This is a genomic window from Anaeromicropila populeti (assembly GCF_900112775.1).
Classification (GTDB): Bacteria; Bacillota; Clostridia; order Lachnospirales; family Lachnospiraceae; genus Anaeromicropila_A; species Anaeromicropila_A populeti.
Genome location: NZ_FOYZ01000002.1, coordinates 120,945 through 145,954, shown reverse-complemented (window position 1 = coordinate 145,954; position 25,010 = coordinate 120,945). Strand labels below are relative to the sequence as shown.

22 protein-coding genes are annotated in these 25,010 nt (G+C 36.0%); 1 reads left to right on the top strand and 21 read right to left on the bottom strand.

Annotated features, from left to right (window positions below; genetic code table 11):
• Positions 1–41: 41 nt before the first annotated feature.
• The 8 genes from BM305_RS02805 to BM305_RS02770 all read right to left on the bottom strand — a co-directional run bounded on the left by BM305_RS02805 (position 42) and on the right by BM305_RS02770 (position 8,566).
• On the bottom strand, positions 42–992 hold the full coding sequence (locus tag BM305_RS02805; protein ID WP_092559177.1) for an ABC transporter permease: 951 nt from the start codon (positions 990–992) through the stop codon (positions 42–44).
• Entirely contained in the window at positions 982–2,094 is a 1,113-nt protein-coding gene (locus BM305_RS02800) for an ABC transporter permease (protein WP_092559176.1), read from the bottom strand. Before BM305_RS02800 ends, BM305_RS02805 begins: the two co-directional genes overlap by 11 nt.
• Complete coding sequence (locus tag BM305_RS02795; protein ID WP_092559437.1) at positions 2,087–3,604, bottom strand: ABC transporter ATP-binding protein; 1,518 nt, start codon at positions 3,602–3,604, stop codon at positions 2,087–2,089. Before BM305_RS02795 ends, BM305_RS02800 begins: the two co-directional genes overlap by 8 nt.
• A gap of 44 nt (positions 3,605–3,648) precedes the next feature.
• On the bottom strand, positions 3,649–4,785 hold the full coding sequence (locus BM305_RS02790) for a BMP family ABC transporter substrate-binding protein (RefSeq protein ID WP_092559175.1): 1,137 nt from the start codon (positions 4,783–4,785) through the stop codon (positions 3,649–3,651).
• Between the two features lie 67 nt (positions 4,786–4,852).
• Positions 4,853–5,428 (bottom strand): xanthine phosphoribosyltransferase, encoded by a 576-nt coding sequence (locus tag BM305_RS02785; RefSeq protein ID WP_092559174.1) that lies wholly within the window; start codon positions 5,426–5,428, stop codon positions 4,853–4,855.
• A 170-nt stretch (positions 5,429–5,598) separates the two neighbouring features.
• Positions 5,599–6,759: a trigger factor gene (tig, locus tag BM305_RS02780; RefSeq protein WP_092559173.1), complete on the bottom strand. Its 1,161-nt coding sequence runs from the start codon at positions 6,757–6,759 to the stop codon at positions 5,599–5,601.
• A gap of 103 nt (positions 6,760–6,862) precedes the next feature.
• The gene (locus BM305_RS02775; RefSeq protein ID WP_092559172.1) at positions 6,863–7,927 is read right to left on the bottom strand and encodes a GGDEF domain-containing protein; all 1,065 of its coding nucleotides are present in this window, start codon (positions 7,925–7,927) and stop codon (positions 6,863–6,865) included.
• A gap of 180 nt (positions 7,928–8,107) precedes the next feature.
• A complete protein-coding gene (locus tag BM305_RS02770; protein ID WP_092559171.1) occupies positions 8,108–8,566 on the bottom strand; it encodes an Lrp/AsnC family transcriptional regulator in 459 nt (152 codons plus the stop codon).
• A gap of 282 nt (positions 8,567–8,848) precedes the next feature.
• Here BM305_RS02770 and BM305_RS02765 point away from each other — a divergent pair, with 282 nt between their 5' ends.
• Positions 8,849–9,514 carry a phosphatase PAP2 family protein gene (locus BM305_RS02765; protein ID WP_242940437.1) on the top strand — a complete coding sequence of 222 codons (666 nt, stop codon included), beginning with the start codon at positions 8,849–8,851 and terminating at the stop codon, positions 9,512–9,514.
• 50 nt (positions 9,515–9,564) lie between these two features.
• Here BM305_RS02765 and BM305_RS02760 read toward each other — a convergent pair whose 3' ends face one another.
• From BM305_RS02760 to BM305_RS02700, 13 genes are all read right to left on the bottom strand, one after another.
• Positions 9,565–10,581, bottom strand: coding sequence for a glycosyltransferase family 2 protein (locus tag BM305_RS02760; RefSeq protein WP_092559170.1), 1,017 nt, complete (start codon positions 10,579–10,581; stop codon positions 9,565–9,567).
• A 97-nt stretch (positions 10,582–10,678) separates the two neighbouring features.
• Positions 10,679–12,004 (bottom strand): pyrimidine-nucleoside phosphorylase, encoded by a 1,326-nt coding sequence (locus BM305_RS02755; protein WP_092559169.1) that lies wholly within the window; start codon positions 12,002–12,004, stop codon positions 10,679–10,681.
• 5 nt (positions 12,005–12,009) lie between these two features.
• Positions 12,010–12,420 carry a cytidine deaminase gene (locus tag BM305_RS02750; protein WP_092559168.1) on the bottom strand — a complete coding sequence of 137 codons (411 nt, stop codon included), beginning with the start codon at positions 12,418–12,420 and terminating at the stop codon, positions 12,010–12,012.
• Between the two features lie 10 nt (positions 12,421–12,430).
• Positions 12,431–13,096, bottom strand: a complete 666-nt coding sequence (gene deoC, locus BM305_RS02745; protein WP_092559167.1) for a deoxyribose-phosphate aldolase — start codon at positions 13,094–13,096, stop codon at positions 12,431–12,433.
• A gap of 30 nt (positions 13,097–13,126) precedes the next feature.
• Positions 13,127–14,044: an ABC transporter permease gene (locus BM305_RS02740; RefSeq protein ID WP_092559166.1), complete on the bottom strand. Its 918-nt coding sequence runs from the start codon at positions 14,042–14,044 to the stop codon at positions 13,127–13,129.
• On the bottom strand, positions 14,034–15,155 hold the full coding sequence (locus BM305_RS02735; RefSeq protein ID WP_092559165.1) for an ABC transporter permease: 1,122 nt from the start codon (positions 15,153–15,155) through the stop codon (positions 14,034–14,036). The genes BM305_RS02740 and BM305_RS02735 overlap by 11 nt, the downstream gene beginning before the upstream one ends.
• The gene (locus BM305_RS02730; RefSeq protein WP_242940449.1) at positions 15,139–16,650 is read right to left on the bottom strand and encodes an ABC transporter ATP-binding protein; all 1,512 of its coding nucleotides are present in this window, start codon (positions 16,648–16,650) and stop codon (positions 15,139–15,141) included. The genes BM305_RS02735 and BM305_RS02730 overlap by 17 nt, the downstream gene beginning before the upstream one ends.
• Before the next feature lie 138 nt (positions 16,651–16,788).
• Positions 16,789–17,880 carry a BMP family lipoprotein gene (locus BM305_RS02725; protein WP_092559163.1) on the bottom strand — a complete coding sequence of 364 codons (1,092 nt, stop codon included), beginning with the start codon at positions 17,878–17,880 and terminating at the stop codon, positions 16,789–16,791.
• A gap of 134 nt (positions 17,881–18,014) precedes the next feature.
• A complete protein-coding gene (gene deoD / locus BM305_RS02720) occupies positions 18,015–18,725 on the bottom strand; it encodes a purine-nucleoside phosphorylase (RefSeq protein WP_092559162.1) in 711 nt (236 codons plus the stop codon).
• 24 nt (positions 18,726–18,749) lie between these two features.
• On the bottom strand, positions 18,750–19,937 hold the full coding sequence (locus tag BM305_RS02715) for a phosphopentomutase (RefSeq protein WP_092559161.1): 1,188 nt from the start codon (positions 19,935–19,937) through the stop codon (positions 18,750–18,752).
• A gap of 40 nt (positions 19,938–19,977) precedes the next feature.
• Positions 19,978–21,093 (bottom strand): aminopeptidase, encoded by a 1,116-nt coding sequence (locus BM305_RS02710; protein WP_092559160.1) that lies wholly within the window; start codon positions 21,091–21,093, stop codon positions 19,978–19,980.
• 45 nt (positions 21,094–21,138) lie between these two features.
• A complete protein-coding gene (locus BM305_RS02705; protein WP_092559159.1) occupies positions 21,139–23,688 on the bottom strand; it encodes a hypothetical protein in 2,550 nt (849 codons plus the stop codon).
• A 6-nt stretch (positions 23,689–23,694) separates the two neighbouring features.
• Positions 23,695–24,903, bottom strand: coding sequence for a class I SAM-dependent methyltransferase (locus BM305_RS02700; RefSeq protein ID WP_092559158.1), 1,209 nt, complete (start codon positions 24,901–24,903; stop codon positions 23,695–23,697).
• Positions 24,904–25,010 lie beyond the last annotated feature (107 nt).

Below are 25,010 nucleotides of genomic sequence, written 5' to 3'. Positions count from 1 at the left end.
TGCAAAAAATAATTAAAATTTTCCAAATCACTTTTGCCTTTTTATCTTTCCTCTCGGTAATAATTTTCTCCACAACTAGCTGGCTGTGCATGTTTTTTGGATTTTTGCATGGAATTAACAACTAATACAAAAATAGTTACCAGGAATGGAAGCATTACATAAAATGCATTTGGAAGATTTACTGTGCTTTTTGGAATATAAAATTGTAATACAGTAAAACCACCAAATACAAAGGACCCCAAGATTGCTTTAAATGGACTCCATCCTGCAAAAATTACCAGTGCTACCGCAATCCATCCTTGTCCGTTTACACAACTGTTATTCCAAACACCGCCTCCATTAATAATCGACAGGTATGCTCCTCCTATTCCACATATTCCACCGCTTATAATAATGTGAATATACTTTACTAAACTTACATTAATTCCAGCAGCATCTGCTGTTGCCGGATTTTCACCGACTGCTCTCATATTTAGTCCAGATTTTGTATATTTTATATATACACCACATATAACAGCTATGAAAACAGCCAGATATACAATCGGATTATGAGAAAAAAACAACTTACCAACTACAGGTATTTTCCCTAAAACAGGAATTGATTTTTCGGCTAAACCTGCCACAAAATCTGAGGAAAGTTTTGGTGTCCCATCAACTGAATTTTTTATTAATAATTCGCCAAAGAAACTGGCAAAACCCGAACCAAAAATAGTTAATGTTAACCCTGTCACATTTTGATTTGCTCTTAACGTTACCGTTAAAACGGCATATAGTAATGCTCCTAACATTCCTGCTCCAGCTGATGCTAAAATGGCAAGAAATACATTATCTGTATAATAACCAACTGCAAAGCCGCAGAAAGCTCCCATAAACATCATTCCTTCCACTCCAAGGTTCAGATTTCCAACCTTTTCTGAAAGGATTTCTCCCGTTGTACCAAACAAAAGAGGAACACCAGCCTTTATTGCTGCAAATAGAAATTTAATAATCATTTTTTGCTCCTCCTTTCTTTTGCTTTTTTATAACTAGCTTGTAACTGCTAAAAAAGTCAAATGCCAGAATAACAAATAGTATAATTCCTTGAAGAATAGAGGATACTGCTGTTGAAATTCCAAATGTACTCTGCATAACACTGCAGCCCTTTTCCAAAATACTAAAACCAGCTGTAATAACCAGAATAATGAATGGATTTAACCTGGCAAGCCAGGCAACTATGATTGCTGTAAACCCAACTCCGCCTGCAACGCCTTCACTTAATGTAAAAGCGGCACCACTTACCTGACACATTCCTGCGATTCCACATATGGCACCACTTAAAAATAATGTCCGGACTACAATTCCCTTCACATTCATCCCGGCATATCGGGCCGTATTTTGACTTTCTCCTACTATTGATATTTCAAACCCCTGTTTTGTATATTTCAAATAAGCATATACAGCAAGAACTAGCAGAAGTCCAATCAGCCAGCCAGCATGTACATTAAAAATCTTGTCCAGCCTGGCATTTGCCTCGAAAGATGCAATTTTAGGAAACCCTGAAGCCTCTGGATCTTTCCATGGCCCCTCCGTTAAATATTTTATTAAATACAATGCAATGTAATTTAGCATTAATGTAAACAATGTTTCATTGGTTCCATATTTTGTTTTAAACCAAGCCGGAATAACAGCCCACAGACCGCCTCCCAGAATTCCTGCCAAAAGCATAACCGTCATAAGTACAAAGTGTGGCCAGTCTGCATGAAACAGCGCAAAATAAGTTGAAAAAATTCCTCCCATAATGATTTGTCCTTCAGCGCCAATATTCCAAAATTTCATTTTAAATGCCAGTGTAATTCCTAATGAAGAAATTAATAGAGGAACTGCTAGTTTAATCGTAGCTTCTACCGCCATTTTACTACGAAAAGCACCTTCCACTATTTTCCCATACGCTTTTAGCGGATTCACTCCTACTGCTAGAAGAAATATTCCACCAACAACAATTGCTGTAAAAAATGCACTGGTGTACAGCAGCCATTTTACTTTTGAGGATAGGTCAGCACGTTTTTCAATTCGAATAAATGGTTCCTTAATTTTTTTCTCTACACGGTTACTCATGCTGTCCTTCCTCCTTTTCCATAGCATCTGTCATGAGCAAACCCAACTGCTCCTTGGTAGTTTGATCTGCTTTTACAATACCAGTCACTTTGCCGTGGCATAAAACCATAATCCGGTCACAGAGTTCCAGCATAACGTCCAAATCCTCTCCAATAAATAAAATGCCAACTCCTTTTTTCTTTTGCTGATTCAGCGCATCATAAATTACGTAAGAAGAGTTAATATCAAGCCCTCGTACTGCATAAGCAGTAATTAGAACATTGGGATTAGATTCTATCTCTCTTCCCAACAGTACCTTTTGCACATTACCACCAGATAAACGTCTTACTGGTGTCTCTACATCTGGTGTCACAATTTGTAACTCCTGAACTAGCCTTTTTGCCAATTTTTTTGCTTCCTTTTTATTTACAAAGGGACCTCTACTTGTACCTGCATAATTTTTCAGCATCATATTTTCCACCATACCCATAGATGCTGCCAAACCCATTCCCAGCCTGTCCTCTGGAATAAAACTCATGCTGATTCCCATTTTTATAATATCTCGTGGTGATTTCCCAACGATATTTTCATTATGATACAAAATAGCACCTTTTTTCACAGAAAGTAATCCTGCCATTGCCTCACAAAGTTCCTTTTGTCCACTTCCTGCTACTCCTGCTACCCCAAGTATTTCACCTTGGTTCAGCTCAAAGCTGACATCTTTGAGAGCTTCTAGCCCCTCTTCATTTTCAACGGTTAAGTGGTGAATTTCCAATAAATTTTCATTCCCTTTACTTTCTTCACGCTGAATAGATAATTCCACCGGACGCCCCACCATTAGTTCGGTCAATTCATGGGCATTTGTCTCAGCTGTATTTACTGTTGCCACACTTTCGCCTTTTCTCAAAATAGTAACACGATCACTTAGTTCTAACACTTCATTTAGTTTATGAGTAATAATAATAACTGCACAACCCTGCGCCCTCATTTTTTTTAAAATTGCAAATAATTTTGTGATTTCCTGTGGAGTAAGAACCGCTGTTGGCTCATCCAATATTAAAATATCTGCATTTCGATATAGCACTTTTACAATTTCTACTGTTTGCTTTTCACCCACTGACATATTGTAAACCATTTTTTTAGGTTCAATTGCCAGTGAAAATTTTTCACTAATCTCTTTGATTTCTTCATAACGCTTTTTCGAAAGCCACTTGCCTTCTTTTTTGCTGCCTAAAATAATATTATCTGTAGCAGACAAAACCTCTACTAATTTAAAATGCTGGTGAATCATACCGATTCCCAGACGATTGGCATCCTCAGGTGATGTAATTTTTACTTCCTTTCCCTTCACATAAATAGAACCGCTGTCAGGGTAATAAATTCCTGACAGCATGTTCATAAGGGTAGTCTTTCCTGAGCCGTTTTCACCAAGCAGGGCTAATATCTCCCCTTGCTTTACACATAAGTCAATTTTATTGTTCGCTACAACCGAGCCAAAGGTCTTAGTTATTCCCTTTAGCTCAATTGCCATTTTATCCTTCTTTTCTGCACTCACGCTGACACCTTTACCTTATTTTATTGAACTACAACGTTGCGATAATACCAGTTAATTCCACCTGTTATTGTTGCATCATCCAGTACTTCCCCATCTTTGCAAACAATATTTCCCTGATTATCTTGAAGCTCACCTTCAAATACCTGGAAAGAACCATCCACAATTTTAGCTTTAACTTCATCAATTGCCTCTTGTGTTCCTTCTGCACAATTATCTGAAAGTGGTGAAATGTCTACCAAACCATCTGCCATACCACCGAAATAATTCTCACAGTTCCAGTTTCCTTCCATAACAGCCTTTGTTGTCATTGTATAGTATACACCCCAGTTCCATACAGCCGCTGTCAAGTGAGCCTCAGGTGCATCCTTGGTCATGTCTGAATTGTATCCACAGCCCCAAACCCCTCTATTTTGTGCTGCCAGCTGTGGTGCTGTTGTATCGCAGTGCTGTCCTAATACATCACAGCCTAGATCAAGCAATGCTTCTGCCGCTTGTTGCTCTAAGGTTGGATCATACCATGAATTTGTAACTTTAACATACACCTTTGCATCTGGATTTACTGATTCCACACCCATTGCAAATGCATCCAAACCACCTGTAACTTCTGAATTCTCGCTGCCCATGGCTGCTACGTACCCAACCTTATTGGTTTTAGTTTTTAATCCAGCTGCAATTCCAGTCAGATATCGTGCCTGATAAATACGTCCAAAATAGTTATTGAAATTTGTTCCATTACTTTTATAACCTGTTCCATGGGAAAACATAACATCTGGATATTCATTTGCCAGCTCTTCCATGGTGTCCATGTATCCCCAGCTTGTACCAAAAATAAGTTTACATCCTTCTTCAATACACTCTTCAATTGCTGCTCTTGTTGCCGCTGCATCTGAATCTGCCACATTGTTCTTACGAATTATCTGTTCATCTGATAATCCTAATTCCTGCTGCATTGCAACAATCCCCTGATCATGTGTATAAGAATAGCCTGCGCCGTCAGCTGGGTCTCCAATATGAATTACTCCAACTTTAAAATCTGAATCTGCTGAGTTAGATGATGTAGAATCTTCCTTTTCACTTTCCTTTGTACCACATGCTGTCATTGACAAAAGCATGGTAAATACAAATAACACTGCAAGTAACCTTTTCACTTTTTTCATTTTTTTATGTCCTCCATATATTTATATTAGTGGGTTTCCCCTTACTACCAAACATTTGTCGAAATACTTAGCGAAACGTAATGGTTCCTGTATTCTCATCCATAGCATCAACAATTGCTAAGGATTCCACTCTCACCCCTGCATTTCTTACGGTTTCTCCACCCCTTTGAAAGCCCTTTTCAATTACAATACCAGCTCCTACAAGTGTAGCTTTTGAATCCTTCACCAGTTTACTAAGACCTAACAGAGCTGCACCGTTTGCCAAAAAATCATCAATAATTAACACCTTGTCCTCTGGTTTTAAAAATTCCTTAGCAACAATAATATCATACACCTTGCCATGAGTAAAAGATTCTACCTGACTCGTGTAAGTTTCACCAGCTATATTCTTGGTCTGTGTCTTCTTTGCAAAAACCACAGGCACATTAAAATATTGTGCTGCAACGCAAGCAATACCTATTCCAGAAGCCTCAATCGTTAAAATTTTTGTTACCTCAGCATCGGAAAAACGTCTTTTAAACTCTTTTCCAATTTCACCAAATAAATTGATATCCATCTGATGGTTTAAAAAACTGTCTACCTTTAGTACGTTACCTTCCTTTACTTTGCCATCATTCCTAATCCGTTCCTTTAAAAGTTCCATGGAATCTCTCTCTCCGTTTCTACTCTGCTATTTTAATGTGTTTATTTTATACTATGCATCTAAATTTTGCAACGTTATAATGTAATTTCCATTGCATCAGAACTATCTGTCAAAAAAGAACCCGTAAAAAGTATTTAACCTCTTTACGGGTTCCCAGTTCCAGACAGCTATTATTTTATATTTGCATTCGCAACTAACCAATCCATAACTGCAATTCTATACGCTTCTTCCACTGCTGTATTAGCTCCAAAATCAGCAGCAAAAGTATCTAAATCTGTATAACCATTCTGCTCTACTACTTCCTGTACCTTTGTAACTAAATCATTTCCTTTTGGTAAGATTCCTTCTACTTCACCAATTGTAAGAATAATCATTTTTTGTGCCAGTACTGTTTTGGCATTTTGCAGCATGTTCTCGTCCATCTGCTCTGGCTGCATTGTAAACAAGCTGTAAATTAAATCTTCATATGCCATATTGTATTCATCTGCCATATCGGTATAATAATCCTTCAGCTTTTGAACAAAACTATCTAATTCATCCTGTGGAAATTCTTTTACCTCACAGTTAGTAAGCAGTTGGCTTAAAAGTAACTGTTGTGTATTAGAATCAGCAGTTGCCTGTTCTTCAACAAGTAAATCAGCTCTCAATTTATCTTCATAATCTTTGGTTGTTGTATATTCAGAACTTGTAACCTCTGCTACAAATGCATCATTCCACTCTGGAAGGATTTTATCATAAAGATAATTCACTTTCACCTTAAACATAACGTCTTTTCCTTGAAGATCTTCTGAATAATAATCCTCTGGGAATGTTAAATCTAATTCTTTTTCCTCTCCAACCTTTGCCCCAATCAGACCCTCTTCAAAACCATCAATAAATGCAGCTGAACCAATTGTTAAATCATAACCTGTAGCAGAACCATTTTCAAAGGCTTCTCCGTCTATATAGCCAGTAAAATCGATATTAATCATATCTCCGTCTTTTACTTCACCTTCCTCTAACTTTGGTCTATCTGCATTCTCTTCCAGAATACTATCTACTTTTGCCTGAAGCTCCTCGTCTGTTACCTCAACCTCTTCTTTTGCTACTTCTAACCCTTTATACGTTCCTAATGTAACATTATCTTTATATGATTGAATACTTGCAACTACTTCGTCCAAGTTAACTGATGTTATGGTACTCTCCGTTGCTTCTGCTCCCTCTGTTGCTTCTACAACTGCTTCTGTAGCCTGAGCTGTACTCTCAGCATCTTCACTACTATTATTTTCCTTTTTACATGATATTAGTAAAAAAGAAAGACATAACATTAATATATATATTTTTCTTCTCATTCACAAACCTCTTTCTCAAAGCACCCTTTGTATTATTTCTTCTGTTATACTTATAACATATTATTGTGCAAAATAAAAGATTTTCTTACAATTACCTATATTTTTATTGTACAATAACACAATTTTTTCCCATTTCCTTACCCTTAAGCATACACTGATCAGCATTTCTAATTAAAGCCTCAGCGTTCACTCCTTTCTTTCCAAAGGCCAATCCACATGTAATTGTAACATTGACTTTTTTATTTTCATACTGTATACTTTGTTCTTCTACAGACATGCGAATTATTTCCACAAGTTTAGTTATTTCTTCTATATTACAGTCTGGAAATACCACTACAAGTTCTTCGCCACCCCATCTTGATACTTCTCCACTGCCTGTAACTACTTTACTTATTAGATCGGAAACCTTTACAAGAACCTGATCTCCAAAATCATGACCATACACATCATTAAAATTTTTAAAATTATCAATATCAAAAAATGCAATACCTACTCTACTGTCCTCTTTGAGAGCTGTAATTGCTCTTTGAATTCTCTCCTGCATACTTCTTCTGTTCAAAAGCTTTGTTAAAGGATCATGTTCTGACAAAAACAATAGAATCTTATTCTTATCCTCTAGTTCCTGTCTGGCTTGAACCACCTCCTGAACCATCAGATAACATAAAACGAATAATCCCAACAGCACAATAAAACTATTAAAAATATGTAAAGCTACTTCCACCTTTTTTGAAGAAAATGTGTAAAGCGGCTTATGGTAGCAGCTAAATACTTTCAAGCTGCAGTATATTGCACTGGACATAAGCCCCAGTGAATACAATAAATAATTTCTACTTCCATACAGCAGCGAAAAAAAGAATATAATCGGAATAAATACAAGTAAATATAATTCAAAGCCACCGCTAAATCCTAAATAAATAACAGCAATAATGGAATGTAAAACCATCTCGGTATAGCAGATTGCTACTGCTCTTTTTATACTTTTCTCCAATAGCAGCTGAAAAATCAGCAGGTAAGAAAGTACACTTGCTAAATTAAATAATGCAAGGAGATGTATTTTTTGATAATAGAATATGAGTAGAAAAAGAATGTGTATTAGCAAACATATAACATCCATAAAAAAGTACTTTACCATAGTATCTACTTTTTTTAATCCTACCTTACTTCTCATTTTTTTACCACCTGATCACACTCCCAATTTACACACTATATACAGTATAATATAATTATTATATTGTTTCAATAGATTTTATAGTATTCGAAAATTACATGTTATGCAAATCTAACAAAAAGCGGTTCATATCTATCGTATTTTACAACAAATAATGAACCACCTCTTTATATCATTAAATTATTCTTGTTCCAACCTTTCAACATCCCCTACCTGTATTCCTCTTGGTCTTACGGCAGTTGAGAATACAATTTGAGTCTGTGTGTTTCCAAATTTTTGCAATTTACCTATAAACATATCTAGTTCTTGTGTACTGGCAAATGCCACCTTGATTAGCATTGAGTATTGTCCCGTCACACAATTGCACTCTAAAACATTTGGACATTCACTGATAAAAGGATAAAAAGTTGGTTTTTGCTTTGGCGTCATCTCTAAATTAATAAATGCTTTGATATGGTATCCCAACCTCTCCTCATCAATTTGTGCCTGGTATCCGATTATATATCCTTCCTTTTCTAGTCTTTCTATTCTAGATGATACAGCTGGTGAAGATAAAAAAACCTGTTCTGCCAACTGTTTCAAAGAAAATCTTGCGTTTTTTTGAAGCAGACTAATTAATTTTAAGTCGATTTTATCCATAATACCTCTCCTTTCTTACCTTACTATTTCTTTATCAAATAAAATTTTTACTATATAAACCTTTATAAAGCACAAAAAGCACATGACAACGTCATATGCTTCTTCGCTCAAAATTTATTCAATTTTCTTTCACTCATTATACAATTACTTTCTAAAAGTTACAAGCATTTTTTACTTATATTATTAACTTTCTATTAACTTTTTCTACAAATATTGTATTTGCCGTTTGTTTTATGCTATAATTTTTTTGGATTACACTAAATCTTGAAAGGATTGAATCAATTGAAAACCTTTATTTATAAATACAAGCACGGCTGGATTTTGTCTTATATGTTTATTTATTTTATTTGGTTCTTGTACTTGGAAAATCGAACAGATATTATTTATACGTCCATGCACAGCTGGGTAGATGATTACATTCCATTTAATGAACTCTTTGTCATTCCCTACATTTTATGGTTTGCTTATATTGTAATTACCGTTTTATATTTTTTCTTTACATCAAAAGAAGAGTTTTATCATTGTACTGCATTTTTATTTATTGGTATGACCATATGTCTGATTATCTACACACTTTGGCCTAATGCACAGGATTTGCGGGTAACTGATTTTGAGCGTAATAATATATTTGTTGATTTAGTAAAAGTATTTTATGCAAATGATACCTCTACTAATGTATGCCCCAGTATTCATTGTTTTAACTCCATTGGTGCCCATATTGCCATTAGCCGCAATGCACGTTTGAAGAAATATCCCGTGATACAGGCAGTATCCTTTGTATTAATGATATCTATCTGTCTATCCACTATGTTTATTAAGCAACATTCCTTTGTTGATTTTGTGGCTGCTATTGTTCTTTCGATTATTATGTATTTTGCTGTATACAAATTAGATTACTCTGCTCTTTTTGTTAAAGAAAAAAAGACAGAGGAAGAAGCTTCTTTATAGCATTAAAACCGCCAGAGTCTATGCAACTTTGGCGGTTTTCTATAACCTTTCTAACTAAACCCATAAATCTTTCTGGAAATATGATAACCGATTATGATAATTTTTCTTCCAGTACGGCTGGACATCTGCATGGACTTACCAAGGAAATACTTGTTTACTTCATGATAAAGGCGCTTATTTTTCTTTTTTAAATAATCCCAAAGCTCATCCCTCTTTTTCAGACTTTCCTCACTTCCATCTTTTACAAGAAAGACTGTGCTGACCGTAAGCATCATAACCAGATATTTAACCATATAGTGACGCAGCTTTTTGCACTTAATTTTTGTCAAGTCATGGCAATCAATTATAATCTTATTTACCTTTAATTGCTGGTCAATACGTTGCATCATAATTTGTTCATTCACCGACTGCCCTTCTCGTCCAATAAAATACCTATAAAAATCCACATTTAAATAGTACATAGTTTTTACATACGTCAGTGGGTAATACACAAAAATATTATCCACATAGAATGTATGCGAAGGAAGTACTAATCCACATTCCTTCAAGAGCTTTGTTCTGTAAATAACAGAGTGCATTATAATATTCTGGCTATTCTTAAAATGCCCTGTGTCTGACCATGTAAAAATGCAGTTTTCTGGCAATGCACCTTTATACTCAATTACCTTCTGCTTTCCTAAACTGACCTTTTCATAAACATAATTTGCAATAAGCATATCCAGACTTTGAGCATTTTCTACCATTGTCCTCAATACTTCCAAAATTTTCTGCAATGCTTCTTCATTCACCCAGTCATCACTATCAACTACCTTAAAGTATAGCCCCGATGCGTTTCTCAAACCTGTATTTACAGCTTCACCATGTCCCCCATTTTCCTGGTGAATTGTACGGATAATCCCTGGATAGCGATTTTCATACTCTTTGGCAACCTGTAAGGTTTCATCTTTAGAACCATCATCTACTAAGATGATTTCCATATCCTCCCCGCCTGTCAATAATGTCTCTATAGCATGATTCATATATGACGAAGAATTATAACAAGGTATTGCAACTGATAAAAGTTTCATCCTAGACTGCCTCCATAAAACTACAATGTATTTTCTTATACTATTATAAACTTTTATTTCTAATCTTTAAAGCCTTTTTTATTATGATTATTAGACTTTATAACCATTCTACACCTTCTTCTGTCACCCGGGCAATTACTAATTTATCTTTCGTTGCTTTTTTCTCTTTCTCAATTTTATATGCTTCCAATACCAGTTTTGTTGCAGAATCAAATACATCACTAGAAGAAGAATATAACGTGGCAATAGAATCCCCTGCTGTAACGAAGTCATTTGTTTTTTTATGAAGAATAATTCCTGCTGAATAATCAATAACACTTTCCTTCGTTTCTCTGCCTGCCCCCAGAACAACTGATGCAATTCCTATCTGCTCCGCATTCATATGATTAATATATCCTGAAACTGGTGCTATCATGTCAAAGACAAACTCTGCGGTCTTAAATCTGCTGGTATCTTCTATAACCGAAACATCCCCACCCTGAGCCTTTACCATATCAATAAGCTTCGATAGGGCGCTTCCATCTCTTACAACCTTAGAAACTTCTTCTCTACAATCCTTTAACGTACCCTTACCTGCTAAATAAAGCATATTTGCCGCTAATTCAAAAGAAACCTCTGCCAAATCAGCTGGACCATTTCCCTTTAATACCTCAATCGCTTCTATTACTTCAAGAGAATTACCAATTCCATTTCCCAGTGGAATATCCATATTAGTAATCAGTGCAGCAATTTTTCTCCCTGCATTCTTCCCAATCGCAACCATTTTTTCCGCAAGCTTAACAGAGTCCTCTTCTGATTTCATAAAGGCTCCGCTGCCTGTTTTTACATCCAATAGAATGCAGTCACTTCCCGCTGCAAGTTTTTTGCTCATGATAGAAGCTGCAATCAGTGGAATACTATCTACTGTTGCCGTTACATCCCGTAACGCATATAATTTTTTATCCGCAGGTGCCAGATTCCCAGACTGTCCAATCACACTTATTCCAACTTGATTCACAATATCAAAAAAATCTGCATTCGGAATCGCTGTCTGAAATCCTGGAATTGACTCAAGCTTATCAATGGTTCCTCCTGTATGCCCAAGCCCCCGGCCTGACATCTTGGCAATTTTTACACCACAGGCAGCTACAATGGGAGCTGTAATCAACGTTGTTTTATCCCCAACACCACCTGTACTGTGCTTATCTGCCTTAATTCCATCTATTTTAGACAAATCAACCATATCACCCGAATGAGCCATGGCCAACGTAAGCTGAGAAAGCTCAGCATCTGTCATACTGTTAAAATAGACTGCCATTAAAAAGGCAGACATTTGATAATCAGGAATATCACCCTTTACATATCCATCCACCATCCATTTTATTTCATCGTCTGACAGCTCTGTTCCCACTTTCTTTTTTTCAATCAAATCATACATTCTCATAGAAATCACCTCAAATTTCCCGGACCAAATCCCATTGGCATCAGTTCCTCTAATTTAAACTCTTTATAGTCTTCCGCCGATATAGCAAGAATAATGGTAAATTCTTTCGGATTACAAAATTCCATCATTACCTGTCTGCATACTCCACAAGGTGGACAATATTCCGTTAACTTGCCATCCTTCCCGCCAACAATTACTATTTCAGCAAATTCACGCTCTCCTTCGCTGACCGCTTTAAAAAATGCTGTTCTTTCTGCACAATTGGACGGTGAGTATGAGGCAGATTCTATATTGCACCCAGTATATACTTTTCCACTCTTTGTTTTTAATGCTGCTGCAACTTTAAACTGTGAATAAGGAGCATAAGAATAATCCAGTGCTTCGATTGCCTTTTGAATCATTTCCTTTTTATCCATCATTTCCTCCTTAATAGCCATTGCCTTCTTCACTTTTCATAATTTTAATTAATCTGCTGGTTCCTAACCTTGATGCTCCCAGCTCCATAAATTTTCTGCCATCCTCAAAGGATGTAATTCCTCCTGCTGCTTTTATTTTAACATCTTTGCCCACATATTTTGCAAACAGCTCCACATCCTGAAAGGTTGCACCACTGGTAGAAAATCCTGTGGATGTTTTAATAAAATCTGCACCAGAATTCGTTACTACCTCACACATTTTTATTTTTTCCTGATCTGTGAGAAGGCATGTTTCAATAATAACCTTTAACACTTTGTTTTGGCACACCTCTTTTAATGCACGTATTTCATCTAGGATTTTAGAATAGTTTCCCATTTTCACATCTCCCAAATTAATGACCATATCTATTTCACCAGCCCCCTTCAGCAAAGCATCCTTTGCTTCAAAAGCTTTAGTTTCCTTGGTCATATACCCATTGGGAAATCCAATTACTGTGCAGACAGGAATTTTTCCCTCTACAAATTCATATGCCTGTTCTACAAATGCAGGTGGAATACAAACTGAAGCTGTGCCAAACTGAATTCCATCCTGACAAATTGTTTTAATTTCATCCCAGGTTGCCGTCTGAGTTAATAGCGTATGATCTACCATACTTAAAATTTGTTTTTTATCCATTTTAACCTCCTGCCTGATTTATCAGGTCTTTTATCTAGAACCCTTCTGATAAGGTTCACCACTTGCTTTTGGTGCCACACTTCGTCCCACAAAAAATATTAAAATTACAATAGTCAATACATATGGAAGCATAGCCATAATTTGTGATGGAACTGGAAACTTTCCACCTCCCAGTAAAATTGTAAGCGCCTGTGCAAATCCAAACAAAATGCAGGCAAAGTAAACACCATGAGGCTTCCATTTACCAAAAATCACTGCTGCTAATGCAATAAATCCCTGACCACTAATTGCAGTAGGTGAAAACTGGGATACAATGGCCAATGTAACTGCTGCTCCACCAAAGCCTGAAAGCATACCAGAAACAATGACGCAGCCATAGCGGATTAATTTTACCGAAATTCCCAGTGTGTCCGCTGCCGCAGGATGCTCTCCCACTGCACAAATTCTAAGTCCCCACTTTGTTTTGTATATGATAAACCACATTAGAACAGCAAGAATCACTGCTAAAATAACAGTTATGTCCACGTTAAAATAATTTACTATTTTGTTTTCTATGTTATTTCCTAAAATTTTAGGAAGCTTATGAGGAACAGCAGGTGTATTGACTGCTCCAAATACTAATCTGCAAAGGAAAAAAGAAAAACCTGAGCCTATTAAGTTGATTGCAATACCAGATACTGTCTGATCGGCCATTGCCGAAACACATGCAACGGCATGTAACAAACCGATGATTCCTCCTGCAAGTCCCGCGGCAAGGAATCCAACCCATGGATTTCCCGTATTATAGCCAACACAAACAGCTGTTGCAGCTCCCACAGTCATCATGCCCTCGATTCCAATATTAACAACACCAGAACGTTCTGATATCATACCACCTAGTGCACCAAAAATTAATGGTGTGGAATACATTAGAGTAATGCTGATTAATAATAAAATATTATTTAACATGCTTTCCACCTCTCCTTCCATATTTATCAACCAGTACAGGAATAAACCGGGATAATGCCACAAAAAATACAATTGTACCAATCATTATATTAATTATCTCAGAAGGTGCCCCAATTTCTGACTGGATAGAACCACCTCCGTAAAGCAGACCAGCAAAGAGAAGTCCAGCAAATATACAGCCTATTGGGGAATTGGTAGCAATTAAAGAGATAGAAAGTCCATTAAATCCATAATTCTCAAAGGTTCCCAATGTAGACAGCTTATGTGATATACCAGTTACCATCAATGCACCAGCAAGCCCTGACAAAGCACCCGCAATCAGCATGGCATGTATCATATTTTTCTTAATATTAATTCCAGCAAACTCAGCCGCATCTTTATTAAATCCAACTGCCCTAAGCTGAAATCCTTTTGTGGTTTTGTTCAATACAATTGTAATAATAATAGCTGCTGCAATGGCAAAAATAATTCCTATGTTTAAGTCTGTTTTTCCTATTATCTCCATTAATGTGGGATTTTCTTTTAAAAAGCTTTTTCCACCAGCTGATTTTTTCCAGTTATAAATTATATCAAAGCCAGCCTCACGAATATTTTTACTTCCTGTAGAATTATCTTGGTGAAAGGTGTGGGTATTTACAATATAATTGCAGAAGTAAAAGGCTATCCAGTTTAACATAATACCTGTTATTACTTCATGTATTCCATATTTTGCTTTTAAAAAACCTATAATTGCTCCATATAAGGCACCTGCTGCCATGCCAATAAGTATCAACAGCGGAAATTGCAGAACAGCTGGTAAATCCAGTAAAATACCTGCCATGGCAGCCGCAACCGTTCCTATTATAAATTGTCCTTCTGCTCCAATATTAAACAACCCCACCTTAAAGGCAAATGCTACACTAACACCTGTTAAAATAATAGGGGTAGCCTTAATGATTACATTTGCCATATATTTTGGCCTAGAAAAAATACCCTTGAATAGAACTGCAAATGCCTCAAAAGGATTATATCCTGCAACAGCTAAGATTACTGTGGCAACTAAAAAACCAAAGAAAATTGCAATAAAGGTTGCTGTAATCTGTTTCTTCAGTATTTTATTTAATCTGTCCATTCTTATTACCTCCCGCCATTAGTAATCCAATCGTCTGCTCATCTACTGTGCCCTGTTCAAAGGACTGGACAATTTTTCCATCATAAATTACAGCAATCGTATCGGCAACATTCATAACTTCATCTAATTCAAGGGAAATCAATAAGACAGCCTTTCCTTTGTCCCGCTCTCTCACAAGCATTTTATGAACATATTCAATTGCTCCAACATCAAGTCCCCTTGTTGGTTGAACCGCAATGAGCAGATCTGGTTCATTTGCAATTTCCCTTCCTATAATAACTTTTTGCTGATTACCTCCTGAAAGTCCTCGTACAAGCTGGTTTTCACAATCCTCAGGCCGTACATCATATTCTTTTATTAATTGTTTGGTATGTTTTAAAACTGCCTCTTTATTTAAAAAGCCTTTTTTTGAAAATTCATTTTTCTTATATGTTTCAAGTATTGTATTCTCTGCAACAGTAAAGTTCAGTACTAATCCTCTTTTTTGGCGATCCTCATGTATGGTTGCAATCTTATTACGAATCACGTTTTCAGGAGAAGTATTTTGAATTTCCTCATGATTCATTTTAATAGAACCACTTTTTACCTTTGTCAGACAAGTAATTGCTTCAATTAGTTCCTTTTGTCCATTTCCATCAATTCCGGCAATTCCTACAATTTCACCTTTTCTGACCTTTAAATTCAACTTCTTAACGGCTTCTAATTTTCTTTCATTCTCTACAACTAAATCATTAATTTCAAACACAACTTCCTTAGGTTCTGCTTTCTCTTTTTGGATTACAAGCTTTACAGCATGTCCTACCATCTTATTTGCTAATTCCTCTTCAGTAACATCAGACACTTTAACAGAATCTATATATCTGCCTCTTCTTATAATGGTACAAATATCCGCGGATTCTTTAATTTCTTTCAGCTTATGTGTAATAATAATAATGGTTTTTCCATCCTTGGTTAAATTATGCATAATATGAATTAATTCCTGAATTTCCTGTGGTGTTAATACCGCTGTTGGTTCATCTAAAATCAAAATTTCTGCCCCACGATACAGAGCCTTTAATATTTCTACTCTTTGCTGCATTCCTACTGAAATTTCTTCTATTTTTGCATCTGGATCTACATGAAGCCCATATTTTTTTACCATTTCCTCAATTTGCTCTTTTGCCTTTGCCATTGAAATTACACCAAAGCGATTTGTCACTTCCTGACCCAGAATAATATTTTGTGCTACGGTAAAATTTTCTACCAGCATAAAGTGCTGGTGTACCATTCCTATCCCTAGTCCAATTGCAACATTGGGATTTTTAATATTAACCCTTTTTCCTTTTACTTCAATACTACCTTCTTCTGCCTGATAAAGTCCGTATAACACATTCATTAACGTGCTTTTTCCAGCTCCATTTTCTCCTAATATTGCATGAATCGTCCCTTTTTGTACTTCTAAATCTACTTCCTGCAAAGCAGTAAAATGACCAAAGCGTTTCGTAATGCCTTTCATCCTTACTGCACAATCTTTCCCTTGATCCACACGCTCTTCCTCCTGTTTTACATATAGTATAAAGCAGCTTTTTGCTAAAAAGACTGTCACACAGCTAACTAATGTTAGTCGCATAACAGCCCCTCAGATTTCTAATAACTATTGATTAAATGCTTCAAAAGTTTCTTCATTATAAGGAGGAGTAATTTCTCCTGCTGCTATCTTATCTTGAATAGCCATTACCTTTTCATAAACCTCTGGTGCCATGTTTGGATTATTTTCTGGAATACCAACTGCTCCTTCTGCTAAACCAAAGCTGAAAGTTTGTCCACCAATTGCTTCGCCCTCTAATAATTTTTTAGAAATTAACGAAATAGCAACATCTACTCTTTTTAAGGCAGAAGTCAAAACATTTTCTGGAGCTAAATCAGATTGATCAGAGTCTACACCAATTGCAAATTTTCCTGCATCCTTAGCTGCTTCAATTACGCCGATTCCTGTTCCACCTGCTGCATGAAATACAATGTCACAGCCATTAGAAAACATAGTTGTAGCAATGGCTTTTCCCTTTGCAAGATCGCTAAAACTTTCTGCATACTGCACATCTACTGTAATTTCTTTTCCTAATTCCTTTGCTGCATATGCAACACCTGCACGGTATCCATATTCAAACTGATCAATTACATCACTTGTCATACCACCTACAAAACCTACTGAATTTGTCTCAGTCGTATAGGCTGCTGCATAACCTACCATAAAGGATGGATCCTGAGCAGAGAATACTACACCTGTTAAGTTATCTGGTGTTTCTGCATAGGCATTATCGATGATTGCATAATTTGCATCTGGATTCATATCTGCTGCTTCTAAAATAGCATCCGCCATTGCAAAACCAATTCCCCAGATTAAGTTTTTTCCTTCATCTACCTGTTTATCAAGATTAGAGCTATAATCTGCTTCTTGAGTAGATTCTAAATAGCTTACCTGCGCTCCTGTTTCAGCTGCAAACTGCTGTAAACCTTCCCATGCTGACTGATTAAATGATTTGTCATTTACACCGCCCGTATCAGTAACCATTCCCACATTAAAATCAGTTGCTGCTGCCTCTGTTTCCTGAACAGCCTCTTCTGTCTCAACAGCTGGCTCGTTTGTCTGTGTCCCATCCTCCGAATCAGTACTGCTCTTGCCGCAAGCTGTAGCCATTACACTTACTGTAAGGACCAGCAGCAATGCCAATAATCTTTTTTTCATATGCATTTCCTCCTGCTTAATTTGATCGAATCTATAATTATATAGAATCTGCAATTTATATATAATCTATGATTCATATAGAATTTAGCATAAAATATCTTTTTATACAACAAATTTTTAATTGCTTTTTACAATTATGCTAATTCTAATGCAACTTCCATCATGTTCCGGAAGCCTACCTGTCTCTCTTCTGCCGATAGGGATTCACCTGTGAACAAATGATCCGAAATCGTCACCATACATAATGCCTTTTTTCCTGCCCTTGCTGCGTTCATGTAAAGCGCAGCAGCTTCCATCTCTACCGCCAGAACATTCATTTTCTTCCAAAGATCTTTTGCATTACTTTCATCCTCATAAAATGTATCTGAAGACAAAATGTTTCCTACCTTTACAGATATCCCCTTGTTTTCTGCTATCTCAACTGCTTTTCTTAATAATCCAAAGTCAGCAGTAGGTGCAAAGGTTCCTGGCAAATGATACTGATGGGCAAAGTTAGAATTTGTAGATGCACCTATTCCCATTACAAGATCATGTACTTTAACGTCATCCGCATACCCTCCTGCTGAGCCTATGCGAATAATACTGTCAACCTCATAAAAATGAAATAATTCATAGGAATAAATTCCGATTGATGGCATTCCCATTCCACCACCCATTACAGAAACTTTTTTTCCATTATAAGTACCTGTATAACCTAGCATATTACGTACAGTATTAAAGCAAACCGTATTTTCCAAATAGGTCTCGGCAATAAATTTTGCACGTAAAGGATCTCCTGGCATTAAAACAGTTTTTGCAATTTCGTCTCCCCTTGCTCCATTATGGGGTGTAGGTATATTTGACATGTCCTTTTCCTCCTAAATCGTTTTTTATTTTACTATTTGTTCTAAAAATGAAGTTCCCTTAGTTTTGCATGGAATTTGAAAATAGTCTAGAATAGTTGCTGAGATGTCCGCAAAGCTTTCTCTTGTTCCAAGGTTTACATCCTCTTTTAATGGTTTTCCATACATAAGAAGCGGCGTATATTCCCTGGAGTGATCGGTTGAAGGCGTGCTTGGGTCACAGCCATGATCCGCAGTAATCATTAAAATGTCCTCGTCACCCAAAAGCTTGATCATGTCTGGCAGCTTTTTATCAAAATAGGTTAAAGCCTCTGCATAGCCATCTACGTCATTTCTATGACCGTAAAGCATATCAAAGTCAACTAGATTAATAAAGCACAGGCCTTCAAATTCTTTTTCCATATATTCTAATGTTTTTTCTATGCCTTCCTCATTTCCACTAGTGCGAATCATGGAACTAATGCTTTTTCCTGCAAAAATATCATATATTTTTCCCACTGCAATCACATCAAAATCTTTTTCTAGCAGCTGATCTAACATAGTAACCCCAGGTGGCGTCAATGAATAATCATGACGTCTTTTTGTTCTTTGAAAATTAGGTGCTTCTCCCTCAAATGGTCTTGCAATCACCCTTCCAACTCCTGTCTCACCTGTACAAAGCTCTCTGGCAATCTCACAATAGCGGTACAATTCCTCAATAGATACAATGCTTTCGTGTGCCGCAATCTGAAGCACACTATCCGCAGAGGTGTACACAATCAGTGCTCCCGTTTTTACATGCTCTTCTCCGTAGTCTTTGATTACCTCTGTTCCTGAGTATGGTTTGTTGCAAATAATTTTGCGCCCCGTTTTTTCTTCCAGCTGATTAAGAAGCTCTTGTGGAAACCCATTAGGGAAGGTTGGTAATGGGCACTCTGAAATATGTCCTGCAATTTCCCAATGACCTATGGTTGTATCTTTTCCTTTAGAAGCCTCTGTCAATCGTCCATATACACCAGCCAGCTGTTCCCTTTGTCTGCTCCAGTCTTCCTTACAAGGAGAAACATCTACACCGTCAATATTAAATAGTCCCAAATGCTTCATATTAGGAATGTAAAACTTTTGACTTCCTGAGCAGGCTTTTAATGTATTACTTCCTGCATCTAGATATTGATCTGCATCTGGCATTTCTCCAATTCCAAAGCTATCTAAAACAACTAAAAACACTCTTTTCATTATGTTTGCCTCCTTACTTTTCCACACTTATTCCACATATCTACTTTAGTTGTTCTGGATTTAAGCATTTCAATTCTTCTACTACAAACAGTCCATCTTTTCTAATAAGCACATCATCAAAATAAATTTCTCCTCCGCCGCACTCAGGAGTTTGAATACACACCAAATCCCAATGAATGGAGGAACGGTTTCCATTAGGAGCCTCATCATAGCAGTTTCCTGGTGTAAAATGAAATGAACCCATAATTTTTTCATCAAATAAAATGTCTTTCATAGGATTTTTAATATAAGGATTTACTCCAATGGCAAACTCCCCTATATATCTGGCTCCTTCATCTGTATCAAACACTTTATTAATCCTCTCAGAATCATTTGCAGATGCCTTTATAATCTTACCCTCTTTAAATTCTAAGCAAATATTTTCATAAGTAAACCCTTGGTATAAAGATGGTGCTGTATAAGTGACTACCCCATTTACTGAGTTTCTAACAGGAGCTGTGTAAACCTCTCCGTCTGGAATATTCATATTTCCAGCACATGGAATAGCCGGGATATCTTTAATGGAAAAAGATAAATCCGTTCCTTTTCCAACTATCCGAACCTTATCTGTACGATTCATATAATCAACAAGGTTTTCCATGGCTTTTCCCATTTTTGAATAGTCTAAATTACATACATCAAAATAGAAATCTTCAAATGCTTCCAGGCTGGAATTAGAAAGCTGCGCCATTGCAGCATTTGGGTAGCGGAGCACAACCCATCTTGTCTTCTTTACCCTGATATCATGGTGTACAGGAGTCTGATACAACCGCTCATATAAACGCATTTTGTCATTAGGTACATCTGAAAGTTCTGATGCATTTTCAGTTCCCCTCACTGCTACATAACAATCCATCTCATTCATTTCCTTGCAGTCAAATTCAGCCATTAATTTTAACTGCTCTTCTGTACAATTTAAAAGAGTCTCACGCAGCACCTTTTGGGAAGTATAATGTGGAAATGGAATTCCTCCTGCCACATAAACCTCCTTTATAAGCTGTCTTGCCAAATCCTCTGTGTCCATTCCAATATAATCAATATAAACCTTATCCCCCTCTTTTACTCCCATTGAATAATTCACAAGATTTTTGGCTAATTTTTTTATTCTTTCATCCATAATTTTTCCTTTCTGCCTGCAAATGCAGACTCTGAACTACTTAATTTATTGTTTTAAATAACTAATAAATATATTTCCATAGCTTTCAAATATTGTATTTGCCATTGTCAGTAATACTTTCTTTTGCCCCTGTGACTGTGGGTCCAAATAATAAACGTAATACTCATCGTATCCTGTTAATAATACTGCCTCATCGTTACTTCTCATGGCAATAACCGGACTGGAGCAGCTTACATAATAAAGCACCTGATCCAATGTGCACCCAGTTAAATTAATTCCCTGATACCCCAGCTCATCTGACAAAATTTCACTGATAGACAATTCGGACTTGCTTATTTTAGCTGGCGAAGCTGAAACACCGTTTAATTCTAATATCATGGAAATAGAAGCCCCAATACTGTTCACATTTGCACTTGTATACACTGGCTCAATAAAATTAATTTGATTTCTTAAAAATTTACCGCCTCTTTCCCATACAATCTGGTGATTACGGTTTGTAACCAGCCCCATTGCCTTATCAGCACATATTATAGCATCTGAAAGCCTTGCAAAGGAGTCAATAATGCTTCCGTACCCATACACATAGTACTTTTCTTCTTTGCTCTCACGATTAAGTGTAAGAGTCGTATCCTCTGTAATAATTGTATTAACCGTTCTTCTAGATGTTGGTGTCTTTTTCAATTCTACCCCATCAGGCAGAGAAATGTAATACTCCGTCAGTGCCAAATCAGTTACCCTGGTTTCTAATACAATTCCACCTTCTGCGGTCTCCAGATTATTAATAATATTATCCTCTTTTACTGCAATATACTGCATTTTACCACTAGTGACAGATTTCTTAACTCTTGTCAACTGTATCACATTTTCATTTATTTTTACATCTGTAACATATATATCTTCAACCTCATACGTTTTTAATATATCTCCACTTCCATTACAAATAAAGACTTGGTAAAGTGGAACAATAATAATCCCGTCTTTCGTTTTTACGATATCATCAGTATGTGCAAATCCATACAGAATATTACTCTCACTACTTCCTAAGAGTTTTATACAATCTCCACTATCTGCTTCTATTACGCTCTTTTCCTCTGTTTCCAAGTTTAACAAGGTAATTGTTTTTGCTTTTTCTGGTATGGAAGAATTCTGCCACCCAACATAACTTCCATCTTTCACATAAATAAGTTCATCTTCAGTAATATTAGATGCTATAATATCCAGCTTCTTTGCTATAATGTTATAAGAATAAATTACATTTTCAAGTGTAAAATAAAATATTCCTTTTTGACTTACATATCCAAACTGATTCACGTCTTCCTTTAAAATTTGATAGGTAGTTTCCATTGGAATATAAACTAGTTCTTCTATACGGTTCTGGTCTGCATGAAACTGATAAACAAGCACTCCAACTCTTCCTTCATAATCACCCCGGTTGAAATACCCATATACCATAAAATCTAAATCACCGTTATCACTCATATTTAGAATCCGTATATTGTGCTCCATATAGCCATTCCGCACATAGTCCAAATTTTTATTATCTAAAAAGCTAAACACTTTCACAGCTTTATTAGCTGAAATATTATAATACCATAACGCTCCCTGGCGCACAAATGACAGCTTTGTATTTTCCTTGTTTTTAAAAATCTCCAAGTCGGTTTCATTGGTAATACCAAGTTTTAATTCATTTTTTGTAATACTAGTTAACGCAATATCAAAAACTGCTTCCATTGTCCTCTGATAATACAATAAATACATTCTCTCATTTGTATAGCGAACACGATAAAACTCTTTGACATGGTACGTTTCGTCTTTTTGAGATCCTGCATTTGCTGAAATGTAATAATCAAATTCCACTGCTGTGGTCTCTATATTAAATTCCTTTATTACCGGCATCATATCTGTAATAACAGATGGCTTTAAATTTCCCCATGTCACATTTTCAACGCTAGAATTAATGTTTACATATGCCAGCGAACTATTATCTGCTTGACTATCTGGTTCTAGATACTTCACAATATTTTCAGTATTTTTTTTATTAATTATGGAATCCTGAAGTGTTTGAATAAAGTTCATTTTATCATTCAAATGTGAGTCCGTATCATAATACTTTAATCTTGTATAATAATGTATTTTCCGGCCGTTGCTTGTAACAGCCGTAATCTTTACTGCATACTCTCTGCCTGTTTCCAAATCTGCTTTTAAGCGGATTTTAACAGATTTTCCACTCTCTGTTTCATCCAGTGCACTAATGGTATCGGTTTCCATTAGTTCATTTTCTGAAATTCTCCGAAGTTCATATTTTATTTTTCTAATTTCATTATTTTGATCCTCCATATAAAGCTCAAAATTCTTATCTGTTCCAATTGGAGTCACGGATTCTCTAATTACATTTGCTTCAATACTACTGCTATAACCATGCAGCACATTTATTTCATAGTTACTCGTCTTTACATGTAAAATAGGAAATGTTGCCTTAGCCATTTCCACCGTTGTATCAAAGCTAATAGTAACTTCCTTAATATTCTTTTGCATGAATCCAATCGATACTACAAACACAACCAGTAAAACAAGCGCTCGATATACATGCTTCATTTATCCTCATCCTATTCTATTATTACTTTTTTCTTTTAATAATTCTCCCAGAGTTGGTGTTACACCTAAAAAATTTACTAGTTTTTCATAGTCACTCCATTCTGCTTTCCCTTTTTTCTGGTCTTTAATTGCTCGGATTAGAAGGTTCTTAGGGGTATGCTCCATATCAATAAACTCAAGTATTTGTGTTCTGTATCCACTTAATTGTAATAGTTGGGCACGTATGCCGTCAGTAAATAGAGCAGCCGCACGTTCTTTCAATATACCATACTCAAGTATTCCCTCTAATTCTTTGCACTTAATTTGCCTGTTCAATTCCTTCTGGCAGCATGGAACTGATAAAATTACTTTTGCATCCCAATCGATTGCCTTATAAAGAGCATAATCAGTTGCGGTATCACAAGCATGAAGTGTTACTACCATATCTACCTTTTGAACCCCTTCATATTGAGCAATATCACCTAAATAGAATTTTAAGTTTTCATATTGATATTTCTCAGCTAGCTCATTACAAGTATGAATTACATCTGGCTTCAAATCCAAGCCAATGATATGAATCGGATACCCTTTTAAATTTTTCAAATAATAATACAAGGAAAAAGTCAAATATGACTTGCCACAGCCAAAATCCAAAATAGTAAGTTCTCTATCCTTTGGCAGCTCATCTAAAACATCTTCCACAAACTCAAGGAAACGGTTGATTTGCTTATACTTGTCGTATTTAGCTGCTACTATTCTGCCCTCTGTCGTCATAACACCTAAATCAACTAGAAAAGGAACTGTAATTCCTTCCTCTAAAATATATTTTTTTGTTCTATTATGCTCCATTTCTGGCTTTTTCATTTCTTTCATCAGTTTGGTTGCTTTTGTTGTTATTTTACCCTTTTTGCTGACTAAAACATTCACCTGCTGTGTTGTTGTACGTATTACTGCCTGTTTAAACTTTATTTTTTTTATTTCTTTGGTTTCAGCTTGTACATCAATTCCACAGAACCACTTGATCATTTCCTCTTTTAGTTCTTGCTTAGAGCAATTTTTATGAAATACCTTTGCCCCCTGGTAACTGGTCACCTGGTAAATTTCCGCATTTTTAAGCCTGATTGGCCTTACTTTAATTTTTTTTATAAAATTGGTGTCTGATGAATTACTTACTACCATATCTATATATGTTTCATTTATATAATTTTCAATTATTTTAATAATTTCTTCTTCCATTTTTACCTCTCTTGGGTTACAGATAATTTCTTCCTTTTTATTGTAACGATTTTTTCTAGAAAGTGCAATACATTCCAGCTTACCTTACAAAAAAAACTGCAACAATT